Below are 20,007 nucleotides of genomic sequence, written 5' to 3' on the forward strand. Positions count from 1 at the left end.
CGAACACGGAATCCCGCGGGTCTACTCCGGTGGCGGACCTCCCTGGAATGCAGCCAATGACACGGCACGTGTGGCTACTACGGAGCCACCTCGCTGATTTCTGCTATATTGTTCCACCGCAACATCCTCAATCGGGAACGACCACGTATAGGAGCCCCATACGGGGCTGTTCGTGATGTCGTCGATCTCGAGGTCAGCGATTCCACTCGCTGGAGCGTCTTCAGCGGTGAACACATCCGCTCCATAGTCACCGACGCCCTCGCGACAGCTGATCAGGCCGTCCTCGTAGAGTCGAGCGAGCGTCTTCGCGACGTGTCGCTTGGACACATCGGTAGCGTCCGCCAGTTCTCGGGCGGTCGCGGATTCACGAGCCCGGAGGGCCTCGATCACGGTTCGCTGAGCGTCAGTGGCGACCCATTCGACGCCTGATACCTCGTGGTCGGCGAAGCCATTCGGCATCGCATTCGTGTGGACGAAGACGAGTGCGTGGTTTTCGGGGTCGTCTGCATCACGTGCATACCGGCCAGCGGACTGGGCGACGTGGGCTTCACGGACGGACGCCAAGATTTCGCTGGCGGCGTCTGCGTCGGGGCCGACGAACCCGCGGCCGTGGGCGCGACGTTCGTTTCCGGCCGCCGTTTCGGTGGTCTCGGGTTCGGCGTGGAGATTGCACTCCGCCAGGAGATTCAAGACGTAGTCGTCGCCGGGATCGATCGAACCGTGGACGAGCCCGACGTTCCGGTCGCCGAAGTCGTCTCTTGAGCGCTCTTCGCCGAAGTGCATGGTTTCCGGATCGGAGATGTCGGCCTCGCGCATCAGCTGGGCGACATCGGTCTCGACGCTGGCGGCGGTGATGCAGGTGTCGAAATCGTCGCCATACCGGTGTTCGAGATGTTCGATGAGGACTCGCGTGGCATCGGGGTTGAAGTACTCGCCGCTGGCGAGTGGGCGAACGGCGTCCCCGACCTGGACGACGCGGAGCCCCCGCTCATAGCGACGCCAGAGGCGGCGTTCGTCGGCGTCCAAAACGCGAGCCGGGAGGATGTCCGTGGTCGTGTTGCGTTCCCAGAGAGGGAGGCTTGGATGTGCGTCAAGCCCGATCACGCTTCGGGCATTCGAGAGATCGGGGACGCTTCGGACGCTCTGGACGCGGTTATTGTCGTCGATAACGACTGTGATCCAGGTGCGTGACCAGCGGTCGTCATCGTGGGCGTTGGCGTCGAGTCGCGGCGGCGTGTAGGTGACGGTGCCGACGGCGCGTCCGTTGACGTCGTGGCCTTGCGCGAGCCCAGACCAGATGGCCTCTGCCAGCGCGGGCGCGAGGGTATGTGCGTCAGGATCCTCGAAGTACCACTCGAGATCCGGATCGTGGTCGAGGACGCCTCTCGTGGCGAAGGCTTCTCGAAGTAAATCGTCCTGAACTTGTTGTCGGTATGCGCGCCGGGCCATCGTTACGAAGGCCTCCCAAGTGGTGACAGGCGCGCCAGCTTCCTGGAGGAACGCCGTGACAGCGCGCTGGATGCGGTCGTTCGTGAGGTGCTCGCCGTCAACGGCGAAGTCAGGCTGCTCGTCGAAGATGACGTTACAATGCTGGGTGAGTCCGGGGACGTACGCGAACTGGTGGGTGGCGTGAATGACGTCGACGGCGGGGTTGCCGTCCTCGGTTCGAGGCAGGCTGTCCCACTGGCTGATCGCGGGACAGGGATCGTCGCCGTGAGAGCACGGGAGGTCGATTCCTTGGTCGTTGTGTTCGGCGAGGTAGGCGTGTGCAGTCGAGAATGGGATGCCGCGGCCGTCACAGACGGCATCGAACCACTCAGAGGCGGGCGTCCGGTTCATCGTGATATCCGCGGTGTCGTCGTCTTCTTCCGAAGGATCGTGGATGCCGTGGGCGACTGGACAGGCTTCCTTCCGCCCGCGGAGCACAGCATGGGTCACGCAACTCGCCTCGCTGCTGTGTTCGGCTGCCGTGTCGCGCGCTTCCCGAGTGGGGCTGAACTGGACCACGGGTTGTTCGCCGGTGACGTTGGCGTGGTCCAGCCAGGGCTCGGTCGCGACGGTATAGCTCTTCCCGAGGCCAGTCGGCGCGTCGACGACGACGTCCTCCTGGTTTCGCACCGCCTCGAGCACCCGGTCACGCAGCCGATCGCGTGCCTCGTCGGTTGATGGCCATTCGACGTCGCGGTCAGCGGCAGCACGCGTTCGCTGCTCCTCGTCGAGCGCGTCGAGCTTTTCTAGCGGAACTGTACTCACCGGGTCGCCAGCTCCGGGCTCAGTTTCGTACTCGGGGATGTGGGCGCCACGGTCACGTAGCGCCTCGACGGCGGCCCAGAATTCCTCACCGCTGGGATACGCAGTCTCGGTGGTGATGATGCCCTCCTCGAGGGCGACAACCTGGAGAGCGTCAAGGCCGATCATCCCTTTGCGATACACCCAGCCATCGTCGACTTCCGCGAGTCGCGTACCGCTCTTCGACTGTGCCCAGCTGGGGTCGAGGTCCTTGCTTCCGTCGCTTCGCTCGTTGGTCACGCGCGACCGGAGACGGATGTCCGAAGGGCCTGTATGCTGGATGGCGTCGAAGACATCCTGCATGTCGTCGGTGGTCTCGATATCTGCGAGTGCCTCTTTCGAGGTACTGGGTGTGGCGTCGAGGTCGTCCGGACGGGACGCAGGCGTGGAGGCTTGCGCAGCCTCGAGCGCGCCGGGGAAATTGGCCAGGATGTCGTCAACGATCCCCTGGATGTCTCGAGTCGACGACGCGGACTCAGGGATGTGATTGCCGGTGACGGTGGTGTATCGGCGGCCGGGATAGAGTTCGAGCTCGGCGTCCGGCCACTCGGGCGACGACAGATCAATCGTCAGGGTCTGAACGTCGTCAGGGAGCCGGAAGCCACCGAGGGCATGCGCGCCCGTGCCGGATGGCGACCACTCGCAGAAGGTCCCGGCGAGCTGGTCGAGTAGCGCCGCGGCGTCGGGGGCGACCTCACCAGTCTCTGGGTCACGGATGTCGTCGAAGTCTAGCAGGCCGACGTGGGGCTCGTCGGGGACGTCACGTGCGGGGTCTATCGATTGGTAGTTGGGGTCGTCGTCCCAGTCGGAGCGGTCGGGCGCCGTGAGGTAGTATGCAAGGCCGAGGTCGTCGTCGTGGTCGATCCAGTCGCGCGCGGATTCGAACTCGAGCCAGGCCTCAGGGTTCTTCGCGCCGACGAAGGCGTAGCCGTCATCCCGATCGGAACGTCCCCAGTGGGGATTCCGGGGGACCTTGCGCCCGTCGCTGTCCTGCCAGAGGAGCCAGCGCGCGCCCGCCTCGACGAGGTCCTCCGGATAGGTGTCTGGCTCGACGTCGTCGAGCTCGATCTCGTCGGGGCTGTACGCGCTGTCTTCACCGGGAATGCGGTCGCCCGTAGCATCGTTTCTGGACTGCTCTGTCGTGGATTCATCGGCTGGCAGTGTCGGGTCGTCGGTGACGTCCACCATCTGCGCATGATGGGTCTCACAAAGCCCGCCACCATGCGAGGTATCGCGAGCCGCTCGATTGCAGTCGTCGAGGACACACTGCTGTTCGGGCGGAATCTGCGTCACGGCCGACCACCTCCGAGAACGCCGTCGCTACGGGAAAATGAGAGGTACAATCCCCCCGGAAGGACGGGGTTTATACCTTGGATTGTGAGGTTATTGGGGTAAGCCAAGGGCCGGATTTGAACCGGCGTATAGCTGCTCTGCAGGCAACCGCGTAAGGCCAGACTCTGCCACCTTGGCGCAGGAGAGAGTAACGGTGTCGGCGGTTTAAGCGTAGCGGTCCCCGGTCTCGGTCAGTACGACCGCGGCAGCCCCAGGGAGTGCTCGGCGACGTGGTTCCGCATCATCTCGGTCGAGCCGGGCGCGACCTTCCCGAGGCGCGAGCCCTTCCACATCTCGATGACGCCGTAGTCCCGGGAGAAGCCGTTGCCGCCGTGGGTCTGGACCGCGACGTCGGTCGCCTCGTGGCCGACCTCCGTCGCACGGAGCTTCGCCATGTTCGAGACCTCCGCGGTCCGCTTCATGTCGTCCATACCCTCGGCGTCGTCGACCATCCAGGCGGCCTTCCGGACGAGCAGGCCGGCGGACTGCAGCTTCGCCCAGGAGTCGGCGATGGGGTGCTGGACGCCCTGGTGGGCGCCGATGGGCTGGTCGAAGACCTCTCGCTCGTTGGCGTAGTCGACCGCGCGCTCGATGGCGCACTTGCCGACGCCGATGGCGCCGGAGGCGCCGAGCAGGCGCTCGGGATTGACCGTGTCAAACAGCTGGTAGAGACCCATCCCGGGGGTGCCGACGACGTCGTCCTCGTGGGCGCGGTAGCCGTCGATCGAGAGCTCGTACTGCTTCTCCGGCGTCGGGATGCCGACGTCGAGTTCGCGGGCCTCGATGGCCGGGTCCTCGGGGTCGACGAGGAACAGCGTGACGCCCTGCATCTTCGCCGACTCGTCCTTCGGCGAGGTGCGGGCGACCATGAGCATCTGGTCGGCGACGTCGACGCCCGAGATCCACTGCTTGGTCCCGTCGATGACGTATTCGTCGCCGTCCTGCTCGGCGAAGGTCGTCATGTTCGGTGCGTTGTGGCCGGCGTCCGGTTCGGTCAGCGCCATCGCGAAGTTCACCGAGCCGTCGCAGATGCCGGGCAGCCACTCCTCCTTCTGCTCCTCGCTGCCGTTCTCCGTGAGCGTGATGCCGCCGAAGCAGACGTTGACGACGAACAGCATCTCCGCGCCCATGCAGCCGTTGGCGCAGAGCTCCTCGACGATGGCCGACAGCTCCCAGAAGCCCATCCCCTCACCGCCGTACTCGGTGGGGATGGCCGCCCCGAGGAACCCCGCCTCGGCGCAGTCGTTCCAGAACTCCGTCGGCTCCTTCCCGTCGGCGACAGCCAGGAAGTAGTCGTCGTCGTAGTCCGAGGCGATCTCCCGGGCGGTCTCCCGGATCATCTCCAGTTCCTGCGATTCCTCGAAGGCGGGCGCGCTGGATCGTGCCATGTATACCGGTGACTAGCCGCGAGCGCACTTAAACTGTGCAACTATCCACGTCTGGATAGTTTATCCGGGTGCAAAAGCGAACGCCGCCGCTGGTCGCGATCGAGGACGACGAAAACCCCCACCCAGCTGTCGCTGAGTGAGGGTCGAAACGGAATGAATGGCAGGCGGCGAACCAGATTTCCCAGAGGCTCGCGCACTCCAGTACTCGCTGGAACGCTGGCGGGCTTATCTTCCGTGTTCGGGATGGGTACGGGAGTCGCCCCGCCGCTGTGGCCGCCTTAACGCCGGCTCGTGGAGTCGAACCACGATGGTATACCAGTACCGGTGGTAGTTCCGTGTGTACGTGCGATCCAGTTTACGCCCGGACCCGTTTCATAGGGCGGAGCAATGATTGGTGGCTTCGGTCGTTTAGTACTCGCGGGCTGAACGTCTCGTTGCCTCGACGCGTACACCCCAAGTCTATCGAACTCGTCTTCTACGAGAGACCTCGGTGATGCTTCTTTTCCAGGTGGGTTTCCGGCTTAGATGCGTTCAGCCGTTACCCCGTGGTGCGTAGCTGCCGGGCAGCGCCCTCTCGGACGACCCGTACACCAGTGGCACCCAACCGTAGTTCCTCTCGTACTATACGGTCGTTCCTGTCAAGCATCAGACACACCCAGTAGATAGCAGCCGACCTGTCTCACGACGGTCTAAACCCAGCTCACGACCTCCTTTAATAGGCGAACAACCTCACCCTTGCCCGCTTCTGCACGGGCAGGATGGAGGGAACCGACATCGAGGTAGCAAGCCACTCGGTCGATATGTGCTCTTGCGAGTGACGACTCTGTTATCCCTAGGGTAGCTTTTCTGTCATCAATGGCCCGCATCGGGCGGGCTCATTGGTTCGCTAGACCACGCTTTCGCGTCAGCGATCCTCGTTAGGAAGATCACTGTCAATCCATCTTTTGCTCTTGCACTCTTCGTCGGGTCTCTGTCCCGACTGAGATGGACTTAGGGCGCGCTCGATATCTTTTCGAGCGCGTACCGCCCCAGTCAAACTGCCCAGCTATCGGTGTCCTCCTCCCGGAGTGAGGGTCACAGTCACTGACGGGTAGTATTTCAGTGTTGACTCGGCGACGTGCTGGCGCACGCACCTGTGTAACGTCTCCTACCTATCCTGCACATCAGCGACCATGTCCCAGCGACAGCTTGCAGTAAAGCTCCATAGGGTCTTCGCTTCCCCCTGGGTGTCTCCAGACTCCGCACTGGAACGTATAGTTCACCGGGCCCAACGTTGGGACAGCGACGCTCTCGTTAATCCATTCATGCAAGCCGCTACTGAAGCGGCAAGGTACTACGCTACCTTAAGAGGGTCATAGTTACCCCCGCCGTTGACGGGTCCTTCGTCCCATTGTACTGGGTGTTCAGATACCCGCACTGGGCAGGATTCAGTGACCGTACGAGTCCTTTCGGATTAGCGGTCACCTATGTTGTTACTAGACAGTCGGAGCGTCCTAGTCACTGCGACCTGCCTCTCTCCGAGGCAGGCACCCCTTATCGCGAACTTACGGGGCCAGATTGCCGAATTCCCTAACGTCGGTTGTTCCCGACAGGCCTTGCCTTTCGCCGGCATGAGCACCTGTGTCGGATCTCGGTACGGTCGGTATGCTCGTCTTTTCACGGGCCCCAGGTTGAACCGACTTGCGCTATCCTGCCGTTCGTCCGCTTCGTGCCGTTACGGCTTCCACGGACTTGGACAGTTCGACCGGGCGAGTGCCCGGCTCGGTCGACCCCAAGGCGTCAACTTTGAATGCATACCGGCGCTGGAATATTAACCAGCTTCCCATTTCGATCCGCTCGAATTACGACGGATCTTAGGACCGGCTAACCCTCGGCTGACAAACATTGCCGAGGAACCCTTGCTCATTAGGCCGTCGGGATTCGCACCCGACTATCGCTGCTACTGTAACCAGGATTTTCGTCACCAGTCGGTCCACTCGAACTCTCGCCCGAGCTTCCACCCAACCGGAGTGCCGACCTACGGAACCACGCTGTAAGGCGTGTCGCCAGGTCTCGGTGGTGGACTTGAGCCCCGATCATTTTGGGCGCCCCGAACCTCGGCCGGTAAGCTGTTACGCTTTTCTTGGAGGGTAGCTGCTTCTAAGCTCACCTCCCGGCTGTCTAGGGCTCGGGACCACCTTCGATCGCACTTAGTCCACACTTGGGGACCTTAACCCAGCTCTGGGTTGTCTCCCTCACGCTGCACAGGCTTACCCCGCACAGCGGACTCCCTGCGTCCACGGCGTCCGTGAGTTCGGAGTTTGACAGGAGGTCCGACTCCTCTCGGAGTCGGGGCCTCCAATCAGTCTCTCTACCCCACGGACTACCTCAGCAGAGGTCATGCTTCGACATGTTTCGGTCGGAACCAGCTGTTTCCGGGTTCGATGGGCCTTTCACCCCTAAACGTAGATCACGAGAGGGTATTGTAGGACACCAACTCTAGCGGGCCTCCACGTAGCTTTCGCCACGCTTCGCCCTGTCCACGCTTAGATCACCCGGTTTCGGGTCGTACCCGTTTGACTCCCCGCGCTTGAACACGGCGGCCCTCACGCAAAGCGCTGCGGCCATGTCGGTTTCCCTACGCCTTCCACGATGATCGTGTTAGACTCGCCAAACAAGTACACTCCCTGGTTCGTTTTTCAAAACGCACGACGGAACACCGGCTTCCCTCGGGTCCTACTGGAGACTCGCGTCTCGGTCGTTTTCCGAGGGACCTTTCGTGCCCCGTCGCTCTATCGCCACATGATTTCAAGCCCTATTGCACCTCCCTTCTCGGGGTGCTTTTCAGCGTTCGCTCACGCTACTTGTTCGCTATCGGTCTCAGGACGTATTTAGTCTTGGCAGACGATGCCTGCCGAATTCACGAGGAATTTCCAATCCCCGCTACTCTGGAGCTGACGCACGGGTTACTTGTTCCCGATACGGGGCTGTCACCCTGTATCGCGCTCCGTTCCAGGAGACTTCTCGAGAACGTTCGCCCGATGAGAGTCAGTCCGAACACCACATTGCCCGAAGGCTTCGGTTTGGACTGCGTCGCGTTCACTCGCGGTTACTAACGACATCGCGTTCGCTTTCTTTTCCTGCCCCTACTAAGATGTTTCAATCCGGGGCGTTCCCCATTGCGCAAGGCAATTGCGAAGAGGATTCCTATTAGGAGATCCCAGGTTCTAAGCCTCCGTGCGGCTCCCCTGGGCTTATCGCAGCTTGGCACGTCCTTCGTCGGCGCCTGAGCCGAGCTATCCACCATGTGGCACAGTAGCCACGGTGTGTAATCGCTCCTAAACCCGATGAAACGGGTCCAGTGAGCGTCTGGATCGCACGTACACACGGTCTCATACACAGATCCGGGGGTTACCGGACTGCGTCCACCCTTCCCACTCGCGCTTGCACGGAGTGGTGCATCGGTTCTTCGTACCCGAACGAATCGCGTCCCACACTTAAGGGGACCGGTTCGCGTCGGGCACGTGAGATGGACCCACTGGGATTCGAACCCAGGGCATCCTCCTTGCAAAGGAGGCACTCTACCACTGAGCTATGGGCCCTACCAGTTAGCCCTGGCAGTTCAAAGGTGCTCGATCGGTCACCGTCGACGAACGCAGATAGACGCCAAAGGTGGGCTGAGGACAACGCCTCAGTCCCGGACGTTAGGAGGTGATCCAGCCGCAGATTCCCCTACGGCTACCTTGTTACGACTTAAGCCCCCTTGCGGAGCCCAGATTCGACCTGGGAACCAGGCCTCATCCGGACCCCACTCGGGTGCTTTGACGGGCGGTGTGTGCAAGGAGCAGGGACGTATTCACCGCGCGCTTCTGACACGCGATTACTACCGAATCCAGCTTCATGCGGACGAGTTTCAGTCCGCAATCCGAACTACGACCAGGTTTAGGAGATTAGCTTCGCCTCTCGGCGTCGCGTCCCACTGTCCTGGCCATTGTAGCCCGCGTGTAGCCCAGCTCATTCGGGGCATACTGACCTACCGTTGCCCGTTCCTTCCTCCGTCTTGGCGACGGCAGTCCCCCTAGTGTACCCAGCCATCGCGAGATGCTGCTGGCAACTAGAGGTGCGGGTCTCGCTCGTTGCCTGACTTAACAGGACGCCTCACGGTACGAGCTGACGGCGGCCATGCACCTCCTCTCAGCAGCGTCGGGTAAGGTCATCAACCTGACCGTCATTACTGCTGTCGGAGCTGGTGAGATGTCCGGCGTTGAGTCCAATTAAACCGCAGGCTCCTCCGGTTGTAGTGCTCCCCCGCCAATTCCTTTAAGTTTCATCCTTGCGGACGTACTTCCCAGGCGGCTCGCTTCACGGCTTCCCTACGGCACAGCACAGGCTCGTAGCCTGTGCCACACCTAGCGAGCATCGTTTACAGCTAGGACTACCCGGGTATCTAATCCGGTTCGAGACCCTAGCTTTCGTCCCTCACTGTCGGATCCGTCCTTCCGAGGTGCTTTCGCCATCGGTGGTCCGTCCAGGATTACGGGATTTCACTCCTACCCCGGACGTACCCCTCGGATCTTCCGGTCCCAAGCCGAACAGTTTCCGCCGGACGCCCACGCGTTAAGCGCGTGGATTTCCCGACGGACTTGCCCGGCCAGCTACGGACGCTTTAGGCCCAATAATATCGGCCATCACTTGGGCTGCCGGTGTTACCGCGGCGGCTGGCACCGGTCTTGCCCAGCCCTTGTTCCTGGACCACCTTAAGGTCCAGAAAAGCGAGGGCTCTATGCCCTCGCACTCGGTGTCCCCCTATCGCACTGTCGTGCAGTGTAAAGGTTTCGCGCCTGCTGCGCCCCGTAGGGCCCGGACTCGTGTCTCAGAGTCCGTCTCCGGGCTCTCACTCTCATGACCCGTACCGATTATCGGCACGGTGGGCCGTTACCCCACCGTCTACCTAATCGGCCGCAGCCTCATCCTATGGCGCCGGAGCGTTTCACACATCCGCCAGTTCCAGGCTGGATGTGCTATCCGGGATTAGCCTCAGTTTCCCGAGGTTATCCCAGTCCATAGGGCAGATTGGCCACGTGTTACTGAGCAGTTTGCTACGTTAAACGTGCAACTCGCATGGCTAAATCGGACACCGATAGCAATGGCCTCCGGCAGGATCAACCGGAATGTGTTCCCCGAACTTGTTACCCAGCTCGGGGAGGGTTTGGCGGGAACACACCCAAAGGGTGTGTTTCCATCAATGTCTATCGGCGTTCGGCGACATCGGACCGACCGAGTGTCACCGAACTGCCAGGGCTAACATCAGATCCCATCTGTACGGCGGACCGCAGGGGTGGAATCCTCATTTCCTTCGGACCTAATCGTAGCCCGTGACGGGTCATAAACCCATCGGACTCCGTTGGTCCGTGAGTGAGCACAGGTTCGAACTGTGCTCAACCACGTCGTGTATCTTCCGAGCGCCCTCGTACTGATAAGGACGTCGGATTGGAGGCCAAATCGGGCGGAGCCCGACTCGACCTTCGTACTTCAACACCAGCGCCCTATTACACTTAAGGGCTCCGATGCCAGGACGACGCCGGAACGCGATTCCGCGTCGCCCTGCGTACTTCAACCGAAACGCCCTGTTACACTTAAGGACGTCGGTTGCCGGCCGCCCCGGGACGACCCCGGCGCGACCTGCGTACTCCAATCCGACTGCCCTGATATACATAAGGGCGTCGGAGACGAGACGACCCGGAGGGCCGTCCCGGCCGGGGCGTCGCGCCCCGCGTCGTTCGCATCCTATCGAAGGGGGTTGGATAGCATAAGTCCGTCGGAATATCCCCGCCACGTCATGCGGTTTCACGGTGATTGGTGCTTGGTGAGTCAACCCACAGGAGGCGCGTTGACAGGGTCCGCACTAACCACCTCCCGGCTCACGCGCGCAGCCGCTGTTTGCCACTTGGATACCTGTCGGTATCCGTATGTATATGTGGCGCGGCTGGAAGACGACCCCTCATTCCGTGCGCGCGTACGCGTGGTCGGGGCGGGTGAGGGCCGCGCACCTCGACTAGACGGCCGGGCCCTCAATAGCGGTTCGGAACCGTCGTCGCGATACCTGCGGCTCGGGAGGTGGCGTCTCGCTGAAAAAGCTGTGTGCGTCTGCGGCGGTCAGATCTCGTCGAGGTGCTTGATCCCCTTCTTGGAGACGTTCGCCTCGGTGATCTCCTCGGGCATCCAGTCGGGGCTGTCGTCGGGGGACTCCTCCTCCCACGCCCAGCCGTCGTAGATGTGGACCTTCTTCGTCCCCTTCTCCCTGAGCCGCAGCTCCGTCCTGTCGGCCGCGCTCTCGCTGCCGGCCGGGTCCAGCCGTCGGGCGGCCTTCAGCGCCGCCTGTCGCGGGGTCCGTCCCGAGAAGACGCTGGACTCGTCCCCATTGCTCTCCCGAAGCGCGAAGTTCCGCTTGTCATCGTCGTCACGTGCCATGGTTTGCTCTCCTCCGTGTGACTTCTGCACACATGGTGTTATAAATATATCCCCCGTTCGGCGTGTTCAGAACCCCTGACTTATAAGTGCGACCGCGCCCGCTGCCGGTAATCGGCCCGAATCCTGCGGATCCCCGGGGTCTCACCGCCGACTGCCGACTCGCGCGCGGTGTAACCGTGCGACTCGCACGGTACACTTATGTATCTCGTGTGGCGAACGACAGGACACAACGCGATGGTGCGAAAGAAGAAGCTCAGCCCGAGCGGGGCGAAGGACGAGGACGGCGAGTACCACAACGTACACGTCAACCTCCACGAGGACGAACTCGCCGTCGCCGGACTCGACATCGGCGACGAGGTGTTCGTCCGCGTCCGGGACGGGAAGATCATCATCCAGAAGGCCGACCCCGACGATGTAGAACACGAGTTCTGAGCCGCCCGCGGCGTCTCGCCCACCGCACCCGACGTCTCCCGAACCGCGGGCCTTAAGCCGCTCCGCCGGCCTCACCCGCCAATGGACTTCTACGACCTCGCGAAACCCCTCCTGTTCCGCCTCGACGCCGAGACGGCCCACCGGACCGTCCACGGCCTCCTCGCGACCCTCCAGGACACGCCCGCCGAGCAGCTGCTCGCCGACCACTACACCGTCGTCGACGCCCGACTCCGCGTCGAGGCCTTCGACCAGACGTTCCAGAACCCCGTCGGGGTGGCCGCCGGCTTCGACAAGAACGCCGAGATCCCGCCGGCCCTGGCGGCGCTGGGCTTCGGTCACGTCGAGGTCGGCGGCGTCACCGCCGACCCGCAGGCCGGCAACCCCCGCCCGCGGATGTTCCGCCTCCCGGAGGACCGCGCCATCGTCAACCGCATGGGCTTCAACAACGACGGCGCCGACGTCGTCGGCCACCGCCTCGAGACCACCGACTGCAGGGTCCCGCTGGGCGTCAACGTCGGGAAGTCGAAGGCCACGCCCAACGACGAGGCCGAGGACGACTACCTGTACACGTTCGAGCGCGTCCGCGAGGGCGGCGACTACTTCGTCGTCAACGTCTCCTCGCCGAACACCCCCGGCCTCCGCGAACTCCAGCAGCGCGACCGCCTGGAGTCCATCCTCGAGACGCTCCAGGACGCCGGCGCCGCGCCGCTGCTCGTGAAGCTCTCGCCGGACCTCACCGACGCCGCGATCGAGGAGGCCGTCGAGGTGGTCGACGACCTGGACCTCGACGGGATCATCGCCACCAACACCTCGACCGAGCGGCCGCCCTCGCTCCGCGGCGGACACGCCGACGAGGAGGGCGGCCTCTCCGGGGACCCCATCGAGGGGACGGCGACGAGCACGGTCCGGTTCGTCGCCGAGCGGACCGACAAGCCCGTCGTCGGCGTCGGCGGCGTCTCGGACGCCCAGGGCGCCTACGAGAAGATCCGCAACGGCGCCAGCGTCGTCCAGCTGTACACCGGGCTGGTCTACGAGGGTCCCGGTATCGCCCGCGATATCAACCGGGGGCTGCTCGAACTCCTGGAGCGTGACGGCTTCGACTCCGTCGAGGACGCCGTCGGCGCCGACCTCTAGACGGGACCCTCCGAAGCCACCCGCGCCGACCCGGCCACCGCCAGGATTTTGTTCGCGTGCGTGGCACGCCCCTGTATGTCATCAGGAGGACAGGAGCCGGCAGCCGTGGGTGAGCCCGCCTCCGCGTCGGACCGGCCATCAGAATCCGGACCCGGTTCAGACCCCGACGCCGGCGGCTCGCGTTCGTGGACGCGCGAGGACCTGAAGCGAAGCGCGACTGCCGGCGTCGCGGCCTACCTCGCCGGCTACGCCCTCCTGTACCTCTGGTTCCTGACCCAGGGTCGCACGGCCAGCGAGGCCGTCGACTGGCGGTGGGTCGGGTGGCTCCTCTACCGCGGGCAGTTCGTCCCGCTGGACGTCCAGGCGAGCACCGCGCTCGTCGCGACCGGCCTCGGCGACCTGTCGAACGTGGCTCCGAGCCTGCTGCTGTCGGTCGCCGCAGTCGGAATCGCCGGGTTCCTCCTCGCGCGCGCCCGGGACCTTCTCGAGCCGAGCGCCGCGGCGACGACCGGCGGGAGCCTCGTCCTCGGCTACCTCCCGCTGGCGCTCCTGGGACTCGCGGTCTTCCGGGGGACGCTCCCGAACGGCGTCCACGTCGGCCCGAACCCCCTCTGGGGCGTCCTCGTGACCGGACTGGTCTTCCCGACCGTCGTGGGCGCGCTGGGCGGGCTCGCGTACTACTACCGCGAACGGCAGGCGAGCGAAGAAAACCGAGGGCGAGTAGACGACGAAGTCGCCGACGCCGACTCCATAGAGTCCCGGCCCTGAGCCGGACGCGGCTGCCTCCTTCTACCGCAGGCCGTCCAGCCGGAACTCGAAGCCGGCGACCGGGACCTCCAGGTCGTGCTCGACGAGCACCCGCGGGTGGACCTCGCCGACGACGCCGACCGACTCCCCGTCCAGGACGACCTCTGCGGTCCGGCCGTCGATGAACGAGGGGTGCTCGGTGGGCGGCGTCTCGAGGTCCACCCCGAAGGCGTTCGCCAGCGCCTGGAGCCGCGCCTTGGCGTCCTCGTAGGAGGCGTCGGTCCGCGCGACGACGCCGGCGACGGAGCGGTGCTCGGCGACGTTCGTCGGTTCGGACGCGTCGACGCCGGCGACGTGGCCGATCTCCGCGAGGTTCTGCGGGTACGCGCGGTGAGTGTTGTTCTCCAGAACCATCATGAGCGACGGGAGTGCCCACGTCCGGACGACGGTGTAGTCCTCGCTGTAGGGCTCGGTGATGGTCGGCGGTTCGCGGGCACCGAGAGCGTCGTCGTCCGGGTCGAGGCCCATCCGGTCGAACAGTTCGCGCTCGCTGGTCATGTGGAAGTTCAGCAGGTCCTCGAAGCCCAGCCCGACGAGCGCGTCGCGGGCGGCGTCCTCCAGCCGGGAGGTCTCGTGGCGGCCGCCGACCGTGGAGACGTCGGGGTACCGCGGCTCGAGGTCGTTGAAGCCGTAGGCCCGGCCCACGTCGTCGACGACGTCCATCGGGTGGAGGACGTCGACCCGGTACGGCGGGATCTCGACCTCGTAGACGAGGGGCCCGTCGGCGGCCCCGGTGTCGGTCTCGGTGTCCGCCGCTCGCACCGCCTCCTCGGCCGGCCCGGCCGTCCGGGTCGCCCGCGAGGGGACGTCCTCCAGTTCCACGTCGTCCTCGGCGGGCTGCTGGTCGTCCGAGCCGTCGCCGGCACCCTCCTCGGAGACCTCGGCGTCCAGCCCGGCCCGCTCCAGCAGGTCGACGACGTCCTCGCCGGCGATGTCGATACCCAGCGTCGTCTCGATCCGGTCGTGGGAGACCGTCTTGGTGTCGACGGCGAGGTCCGGCCGGACGAGCTCCTCTTCGGGGTACTCAACGCGGACCTCCTCAACGCGGCCGCCGCGGGCGTCGAGGGCGTAGCAGACGATGGTCAGCATCTTGTCGATGGTCCACTGGTCGGTCCCCGTCATCTCGATGAGGAGGTCGCGGGAGCCCTCCTCGACCTCGGTTCGCTTGCCGTTGATGACCGGCGGGAAGGAGAACAGCCCGACGTCGTCGTAGATGGCCGGGTAGCGGTCGAGGCCCTCGACGAGGTGGCCGTAGGTGTCGCCGGTCGGGTGGGTCTCGAGGACCTCGGCGGGCGTCCGCTCGGCGTCGTCGTCCAGCGGGACGAACCGGTCGTCGTCGGGTTCGACGCCGCGGTACTGGATGGTCTTCGGCTTGTCGTCGCCGGCGGCCCGACCCTTCAGCATCGTCAGGTCGTGGACGCCGATGGCGCCCTTCGCGCGGTTCCGGCCCATCGTCGCGTGGAGCTTCTCCTGCAGCTGGATGAGCGAGTCGAGTTCGGTCTCGTCGAGGTCCAGTCCGCGGACGACCGCGGCGGTGACGTAGGGCCGTTCCTCGGGGACGGACTCGTCGACCTCGACGACCCACTCGGCGTCGTTGGTCTTCGGGAGGTAGACGCCGCGGTCCTCGCCGTACTGGTAGCGCAGCGAGCGGGCGATGCCCTCCACGGAGAGGCGGTCCAGCCGGTCGGGGGCGAACTCCAGTTCGAAGTCGCCCTCGTCGGTCTCGCCCTCGAACTCCAGGCCGAGGCTGAACAGGTCGTCCTTCAGTTCCTCATCGTCCTTCTCCTCCTTGCCTGTGAGCCGCCGCAGCTCGTCGGGGTCGACGTCGACGACGGGCATCAGTACACCACCTCCACGTTCCGCAGGAGGTCGAGGTCGGCCAGCGTCCCGTGGACGTCGCGGATGTCCTCGAAGCCGTACATCAGCATGAGCAGGCGCTCGAGGGCCAGCCCCCAGGCCATGACGTCGCAGTCGACGCCGAGGGGGGTCAGGACCTCCTCGCGGAAGATGCCGGAGTTGCCGATCTCGATGAGCTCGCCGGTCTCGGGGTGCTTGCCGAACAGCTCGAAGCTCGGCTCGGTGTAGGGGTTGTAGTGGGGCTTGAACTCGATGTCGGTGATGCCGAACTGCTCGTAGAACTCCGTGAACGTGCCCATGAGGTCCCGCACCGAGAGGTCCTCGGCCATCACCCACCCCTCGATCTGGAAGAACTCCAGGAGGTGCGTCGGGTCGAGGGTGTCGTTGCGGTAGACCTTCTCGACGGAGAAGTACCGCTGGGGCGGCTCCAGCTCCCCGACCTCGTGGCCGGAGAGGTAGCGCATCGACAGCGACGTCGTGTGCCCGCGGAGCGCGACCGCGCGGGCGAAGTCCTCACTCCACGGCGAGTGGTAGCCGTCGCCGTCCTCGCCGACGCCGTTGCGGTGGGCGTCCTCGACGCGGTCGACGAGGTCCGCCGGGAGGTCGTCCATCGGCGGGACGTCCAGCGCGAAGCGGTCCCAGTGGGTCCGCGCCGGGTGGTCCTGCGGCATGAACAGGCAGTCGTTGATCCAGAAGTCGGCGTCGGCGTGGGGGCCCTCCATCTCCTGGAAGCCCATGCCGACGAGGACGTCCTTCACGCGGTTGGCGGTCTGTCTGAGGATGTGCTCCTTGCCGCCGTCGACGGTCTCGGCGTCGGCCTCGACGTTGTACTCGGTGAACTCGACGTCCTCCCACTCCCCGGAGGTGAGCAGTTCGGGCGTGACCTCGCCGACGGTCTCGGCGGCCTCGACGCCCTCCATCAGCGCCGTGACGCCGTCGTCGGTGAGCGTCACCGACCGGACGGTCGTCTCGGTGCGCTCGACGAGGCCGCGGGACTCGAGGCGGTCGAGGATGCCGCCGTCGATGTAGCCGGCGTTCCCGTCGGCGATGGCGTCGAGGGCCTCCGCCTCGGGGTCCTCGTCGGGGTCGTAGTCCGGCCCGCCCTCGAGGTCGACCGACACCTCGCCGCCGTCGATCTCGCCGAACCCCTTCCGGGCGAAGTTCGACAGGGCGACGTCGACTTCCTGGCCCTCGAGGCCCGAGGCGCCGATGAGCCGGCCCATCTCGACGGACTCGTCCTCGGCGCCGGCCTCGACGGCAGCCTCGTAGAGGCGGATCTCGGGGAGCCCCGCCTCCCGGTAGGTCTCACCCTCGTCGGTGACGGCGACCTCCTCGGCGACGTGCTCGTCGACCGTCAGCAGGCCCGCCTCCTCGAGTTCGAAGGCGGCCCGCGTGACGGCCGCGCTGTCCTCGCCGAGCTCCTCGGCGAGCTGTGCGACCGTTCTCGTCTCGGTCGCGCTGGCTGCCTCCAGCAGCGCGACCTGCGTCTCGGGTAGTCTCATTGGTGCGGTGTGTGCGTGGCTCTCTGTTAGCGGTTCCGACTCGGCGACGGGTTTCCCCGGCCGGCCGCCGGCGGGCGGCCGCCCGGTTCCGCGCCGTCTACGCCGCGAAGAAGAAGCCGAACCCGGGGGTCGCGGGGCGGTCGGAGGCGACGCCGACGGCTTCGGGTCCGGATGCCATGTGCGAGCGGTGGTCAGCCGCCGGCAAAAGCGTTACTCCCGCGTCGCGTGGGCGTGGAATACTGCACGCCTCGGCCGGTGGGGAGGGGAAGAACGTTCGTCACCGGGTCGCGGCCGGACGCCCCGTCGGCGCCGTCGCCGGTCACCGCATCCGACAGAGTTCGACGTACGAGTCCTCCTCGGCGGTGATCCAGCGGGTGGTCCGCTGGTCGTCGCAGACGTCGGCCGGGTAGATGGTACACTCGGTCGTCCCGTCGTCGTCGGTGGTCGTTCGCGCGCGGAGCTCCGGCCCGGTACCGCGTCGCTCCTCCAGGTCGTCGCCGTCGAACTCTGTCGGCGTCATCTTGCTGTCACCCGGGTACGGCTACGGCCACTCCAGACTTCAACCGGGTCGACTGTTGGTACTCGTTCACCCGATTAACAGTTCGATTACGCCGGTATAGCCGTGGCGTCCCCCGAATCTCGGGACGTCGGTGTCCCGGGAGAAATGGACTGGAACAGTGCGTTGAACGGTTTGAACGGAGTTACCCGCGGGAAAAGCTCGGAGATACAAAAGCCCTCTCGGGGCGGGCCGCCGGTCGCTGCGCCGCTCGTCCCGGTTCGTTCAGGTCCCGTGCTGCCAGCTGTCCATGTACTCGCGCTGCTCGTCGGACAGCTCGTCGATCTCGATGCCCTCCGCGGCGAGCTTCACCTCGGCGACCTCCCGGTCGAGTTCGTCCGGCACCTCGTGGACGCCGGGGCCGTAGGTGTCGCTGTTCTCGACCATCTCGCGGACGCAGACGGCCTGGACGCCGAAGCTCTGGTCCATCACCTCGACGGGGTGGCCGAGCGCGACCGGCGCCGCGAGGTTGACCAGCCGGCCGTCCGCCAGAACGTTCAGCCGACGGCCGTCCGCCATCTCGAACTCCTCGACGCCGTCGCGGACCTCCCGCCGGGAGACCGCCATGTCGTCGAGTTCGTCGAGGTCGATCTCGACGTTGAAGTGACCGGCGTTGGCCAGGACCGCGCCGTCGCCCATCTTCTCGAAGTGCTCGCCGACGATGACGTCGCGGTTGCCCGTCGTCGTCAGGAAAACGTCGCCGACCTCGGCGGCCTCCGCCATCGACATCACCTCGTAGCCCTCCATGTGGGCTTCCAGGGCCCGCCGGGGCTCGACCTCGGTGACGACGACGTGGGCGTTCTGGCCGGCGGCCTTCGAGGCGACGCCCTTCCCGCAGTAGCCGTAGCCGGCGACGACGACCGTCTTGCCGGCCCACGAGAGGTTCGTCGTCATCGCGATGCTGGACAGCGACGCCTCGCCCGTCCCGTGGACGTTGTCGAACAGCCGCTTCATCGGCGTGTCGTTGACGGCGAACATCGGGTACTTCAGCTCGCCGTCCTCGTCCATCGCGCGCAGGCGGTGGACGCCCGTCGTGGTCTCCTCGCAGCCGCCGATGACGGTCTCCAGCAGCTCCGGGTAGTCCTCGTGGATCGCCATCACGAGGTCGCCGCCGTCGTCGACCGTCACGCTGGGGTCGTGCTCCAGGGTCGACTCGATGGCGGCGTAGTACTCCTCGTCGTCGACCTCGCGCTTGGCGTAGGAGGTGATGTTGTCGACGTCGTCCAGCGCCGCGCTCACGTCGTCGTGGGTCGACAGCGGGTTGCAGCCCGTGATGGCGACCTCGGCGCCGGCCTCCGCCAGCACCTCGGTCAGCACCGCGGTCTTCGCCTCGACGTGCATCGCCATCGCGACGACCTCGCCCTCGAGGGGGCGCTCGTCGGCGAACTCCTCGGCGACGGACGTCATGATGGGCATGTGCTGTCGGGCCCACTCGATCTTCTTGCGGCCCGACTCGCGAGCGCTCGACGGATCGTCGAGCTGCTCGGTGATGGTGGGGTAGCTCATACCCGCCTCGACGGGAGTCGGGCGGAAAACGCTACCGAACGACCGCGGCAGAAGGAGTCGTCGGGTCGTCGATCAATCGGCGCCGCTCACTTCGGCGGGCCGCCGCCGTTGCCGCCGCGGGCCTTCGACGGGCCCTTGTCGCCGCCGTTACCGCGGTCGGTCGAGGGACCCTTGTCGCCGTCGGGGCCGGCGTGCTCGGGCTTGTCCTTGGTCACGTTGTCCGGCTGGCCGGTCTCGTTACCGGGACCCGCGTGGGCCGGCTTGCCGGCGTCCGCCGACTTCTCGGTGTCGTTCTTCGGACCCGCGTGCTCGGGCGCGTTGCCGGGGTTGTTCGACGTGACGAACGTCGCGATCTTCTGGCCGATACTCATCTCGGCGTCGCTCGTCGCGTTCGTGTCGTTCGTCGTGTTCATCGACTCGTCGTCCGACCCGTTCATCACGCTGTGGACGAACGCGGAGACGATCTGGCCGAACGTCTGACCACCGGACTCGGCCTCGTCGTCGGTCGAGTTCTCGTCGTCGGTCTCGTTCAGGCTGTCCTCCGTTTCGTCGTCCGTCTCGTTTTCGTCCGCGTCGTCCGACTCGTTCTCGGTCGGTTCGGGCGTCTCGTCGTACGTTACGTTATCGTCGACGGTCTCGTTCTCAGTGGTGTCCTGTGCCATCGCGAGGCCGGGCGCCAGTACCGACAGCACCAGTGCAGCCGACAGCGCGATTACCAGGGTTCGTGTCTTGGAGCTCATCTACACACGGACCC

Annotated in this window: 11 protein-coding genes, 2 tRNA genes and 3 rRNA genes; 3 read left to right on the plus strand and 13 right to left on the minus strand. The window is 65.3% G+C overall.

Annotated elements, in window-relative coordinates:
- Window positions 1–21: 21 nt before the first annotated feature.
- The 8 genes from HWV07_RS11705 to HWV07_RS11740 form a co-directional block, all read right to left on the minus strand.
- Window positions 22–3,477, minus strand: a complete 3,456-nt coding sequence (locus HWV07_RS11705) for an Rrf2 family transcriptional regulator (protein WP_178334473.1) — start codon at window positions 3,475–3,477, stop codon at window positions 22–24.
- A 206-nt stretch (window positions 3,478–3,683) separates the two neighbouring features.
- Window positions 3,684–3,759, minus strand: a tRNA-Cys gene (locus HWV07_RS11710).
- A 53-nt stretch (window positions 3,760–3,812) separates the two neighbouring features.
- Window positions 3,813–5,009, minus strand: a complete 1,197-nt coding sequence (locus tag HWV07_RS11715; protein WP_178334474.1) for an acyl-CoA dehydrogenase family protein — start codon at window positions 5,007–5,009, stop codon at window positions 3,813–3,815.
- A gap of 159 nt (window positions 5,010–5,168) precedes the next feature.
- Window positions 5,169–5,290: ribosomal RNA gene (rrf, locus tag HWV07_RS11720) — 5S ribosomal RNA — on the minus strand.
- 108 nt (window positions 5,291–5,398) lie between these two features.
- Window positions 5,399–8,316: ribosomal RNA gene (locus HWV07_RS11725) — 23S ribosomal RNA — on the minus strand.
- Window positions 8,317–8,518: 202 nt separating this feature from the next.
- A tRNA-Ala gene (locus HWV07_RS11730) sits at window positions 8,519–8,590 on the minus strand.
- Between the two features lie 104 nt (window positions 8,591–8,694).
- Window positions 8,695–10,161, minus strand: a 16S ribosomal RNA gene (locus tag HWV07_RS11735).
- The 16S, 23S and 5S rRNA genes sit together here with 1 tRNA gene alongside, the layout of an rRNA operon.
- 983 nt (window positions 10,162–11,144) lie before the next feature.
- Entirely contained in the window at window positions 11,145–11,459 is a 315-nt protein-coding gene (locus tag HWV07_RS11740; protein ID WP_178334475.1) for a non-histone chromosomal MC1 family protein, read from the minus strand.
- Window positions 11,460–11,693: 234 nt separating this feature from the next.
- Between HWV07_RS11740 and HWV07_RS11745 the strand changes: the two genes are divergently transcribed.
- The 3 genes from HWV07_RS11745 (at window position 11,694) to HWV07_RS11755 (ending at window position 13,793) form a co-directional block, all read left to right on the plus strand.
- Entirely contained in the window at window positions 11,694–11,891 is a 198-nt protein-coding gene (locus HWV07_RS11745; protein ID WP_178334476.1) for a SymE family type I addiction module toxin, read from the plus strand.
- Between the two features lie 81 nt (window positions 11,892–11,972).
- Window positions 11,973–13,025 carry a quinone-dependent dihydroorotate dehydrogenase gene (locus tag HWV07_RS11750; RefSeq protein WP_178334477.1) on the plus strand — a complete coding sequence of 351 codons (1,053 nt, stop codon included), beginning with the start codon at window positions 11,973–11,975 and terminating at the stop codon, window positions 13,023–13,025.
- Window positions 13,026–13,100: 75 nt separating this feature from the next.
- Window positions 13,101–13,793: a DUF7978 family protein gene (locus tag HWV07_RS11755; RefSeq protein WP_178334478.1), complete on the plus strand. Its 693-nt coding sequence runs from the start codon at window positions 13,101–13,103 to the stop codon at window positions 13,791–13,793.
- Window positions 13,794–13,814: 21 nt separating this feature from the next.
- On the opposite strand, the gene HWV07_RS20125 is transcribed toward HWV07_RS11755, so the two are convergent.
- From HWV07_RS20125 to HWV07_RS11780, 5 genes are all read right to left on the minus strand, one after another.
- Window positions 13,815–15,671 (minus strand): tRNA ligase subunit PheS family protein, encoded by a 1,857-nt coding sequence (locus HWV07_RS20125; protein ID WP_178334479.1) that lies wholly within the window; start codon window positions 15,669–15,671, stop codon window positions 13,815–13,817.
- Entirely contained in the window at window positions 15,671–17,191 is a 1,521-nt protein-coding gene (pheS, locus tag HWV07_RS11765) for a phenylalanine--tRNA ligase subunit alpha (protein WP_178334480.1), read from the minus strand. Before pheS ends, HWV07_RS20125 begins: the two co-directional genes overlap by 1 nt.
- A 319-nt stretch (window positions 17,192–17,510) precedes the next feature.
- Window positions 17,511–17,711, minus strand: a complete 201-nt coding sequence (locus tag HWV07_RS11770) for a DUF7511 domain-containing protein (protein ID WP_178334481.1) — start codon at window positions 17,709–17,711, stop codon at window positions 17,511–17,513.
- A gap of 261 nt (window positions 17,712–17,972) precedes the next feature.
- A complete protein-coding gene (locus HWV07_RS11775) occupies window positions 17,973–19,253 on the minus strand; it encodes an adenosylhomocysteinase (RefSeq protein ID WP_178334482.1) in 1,281 nt (426 codons plus the stop codon).
- Between the two features lie 86 nt (window positions 19,254–19,339).
- Entirely contained in the window at window positions 19,340–19,993 is a 654-nt protein-coding gene (locus tag HWV07_RS11780; RefSeq protein ID WP_178334483.1) for a hypothetical protein, read from the minus strand.
- Window positions 19,994–20,007: the final 14 nt, after the last annotated feature.

Origin of the sequence: Natronomonas salina (assembly GCF_013391105.1) — an archaeon.
In the GTDB taxonomy this organism is placed as follows: Archaea; Halobacteriota; Halobacteria; order Halobacteriales; family Haloarculaceae; genus Natronomonas; species Natronomonas salina.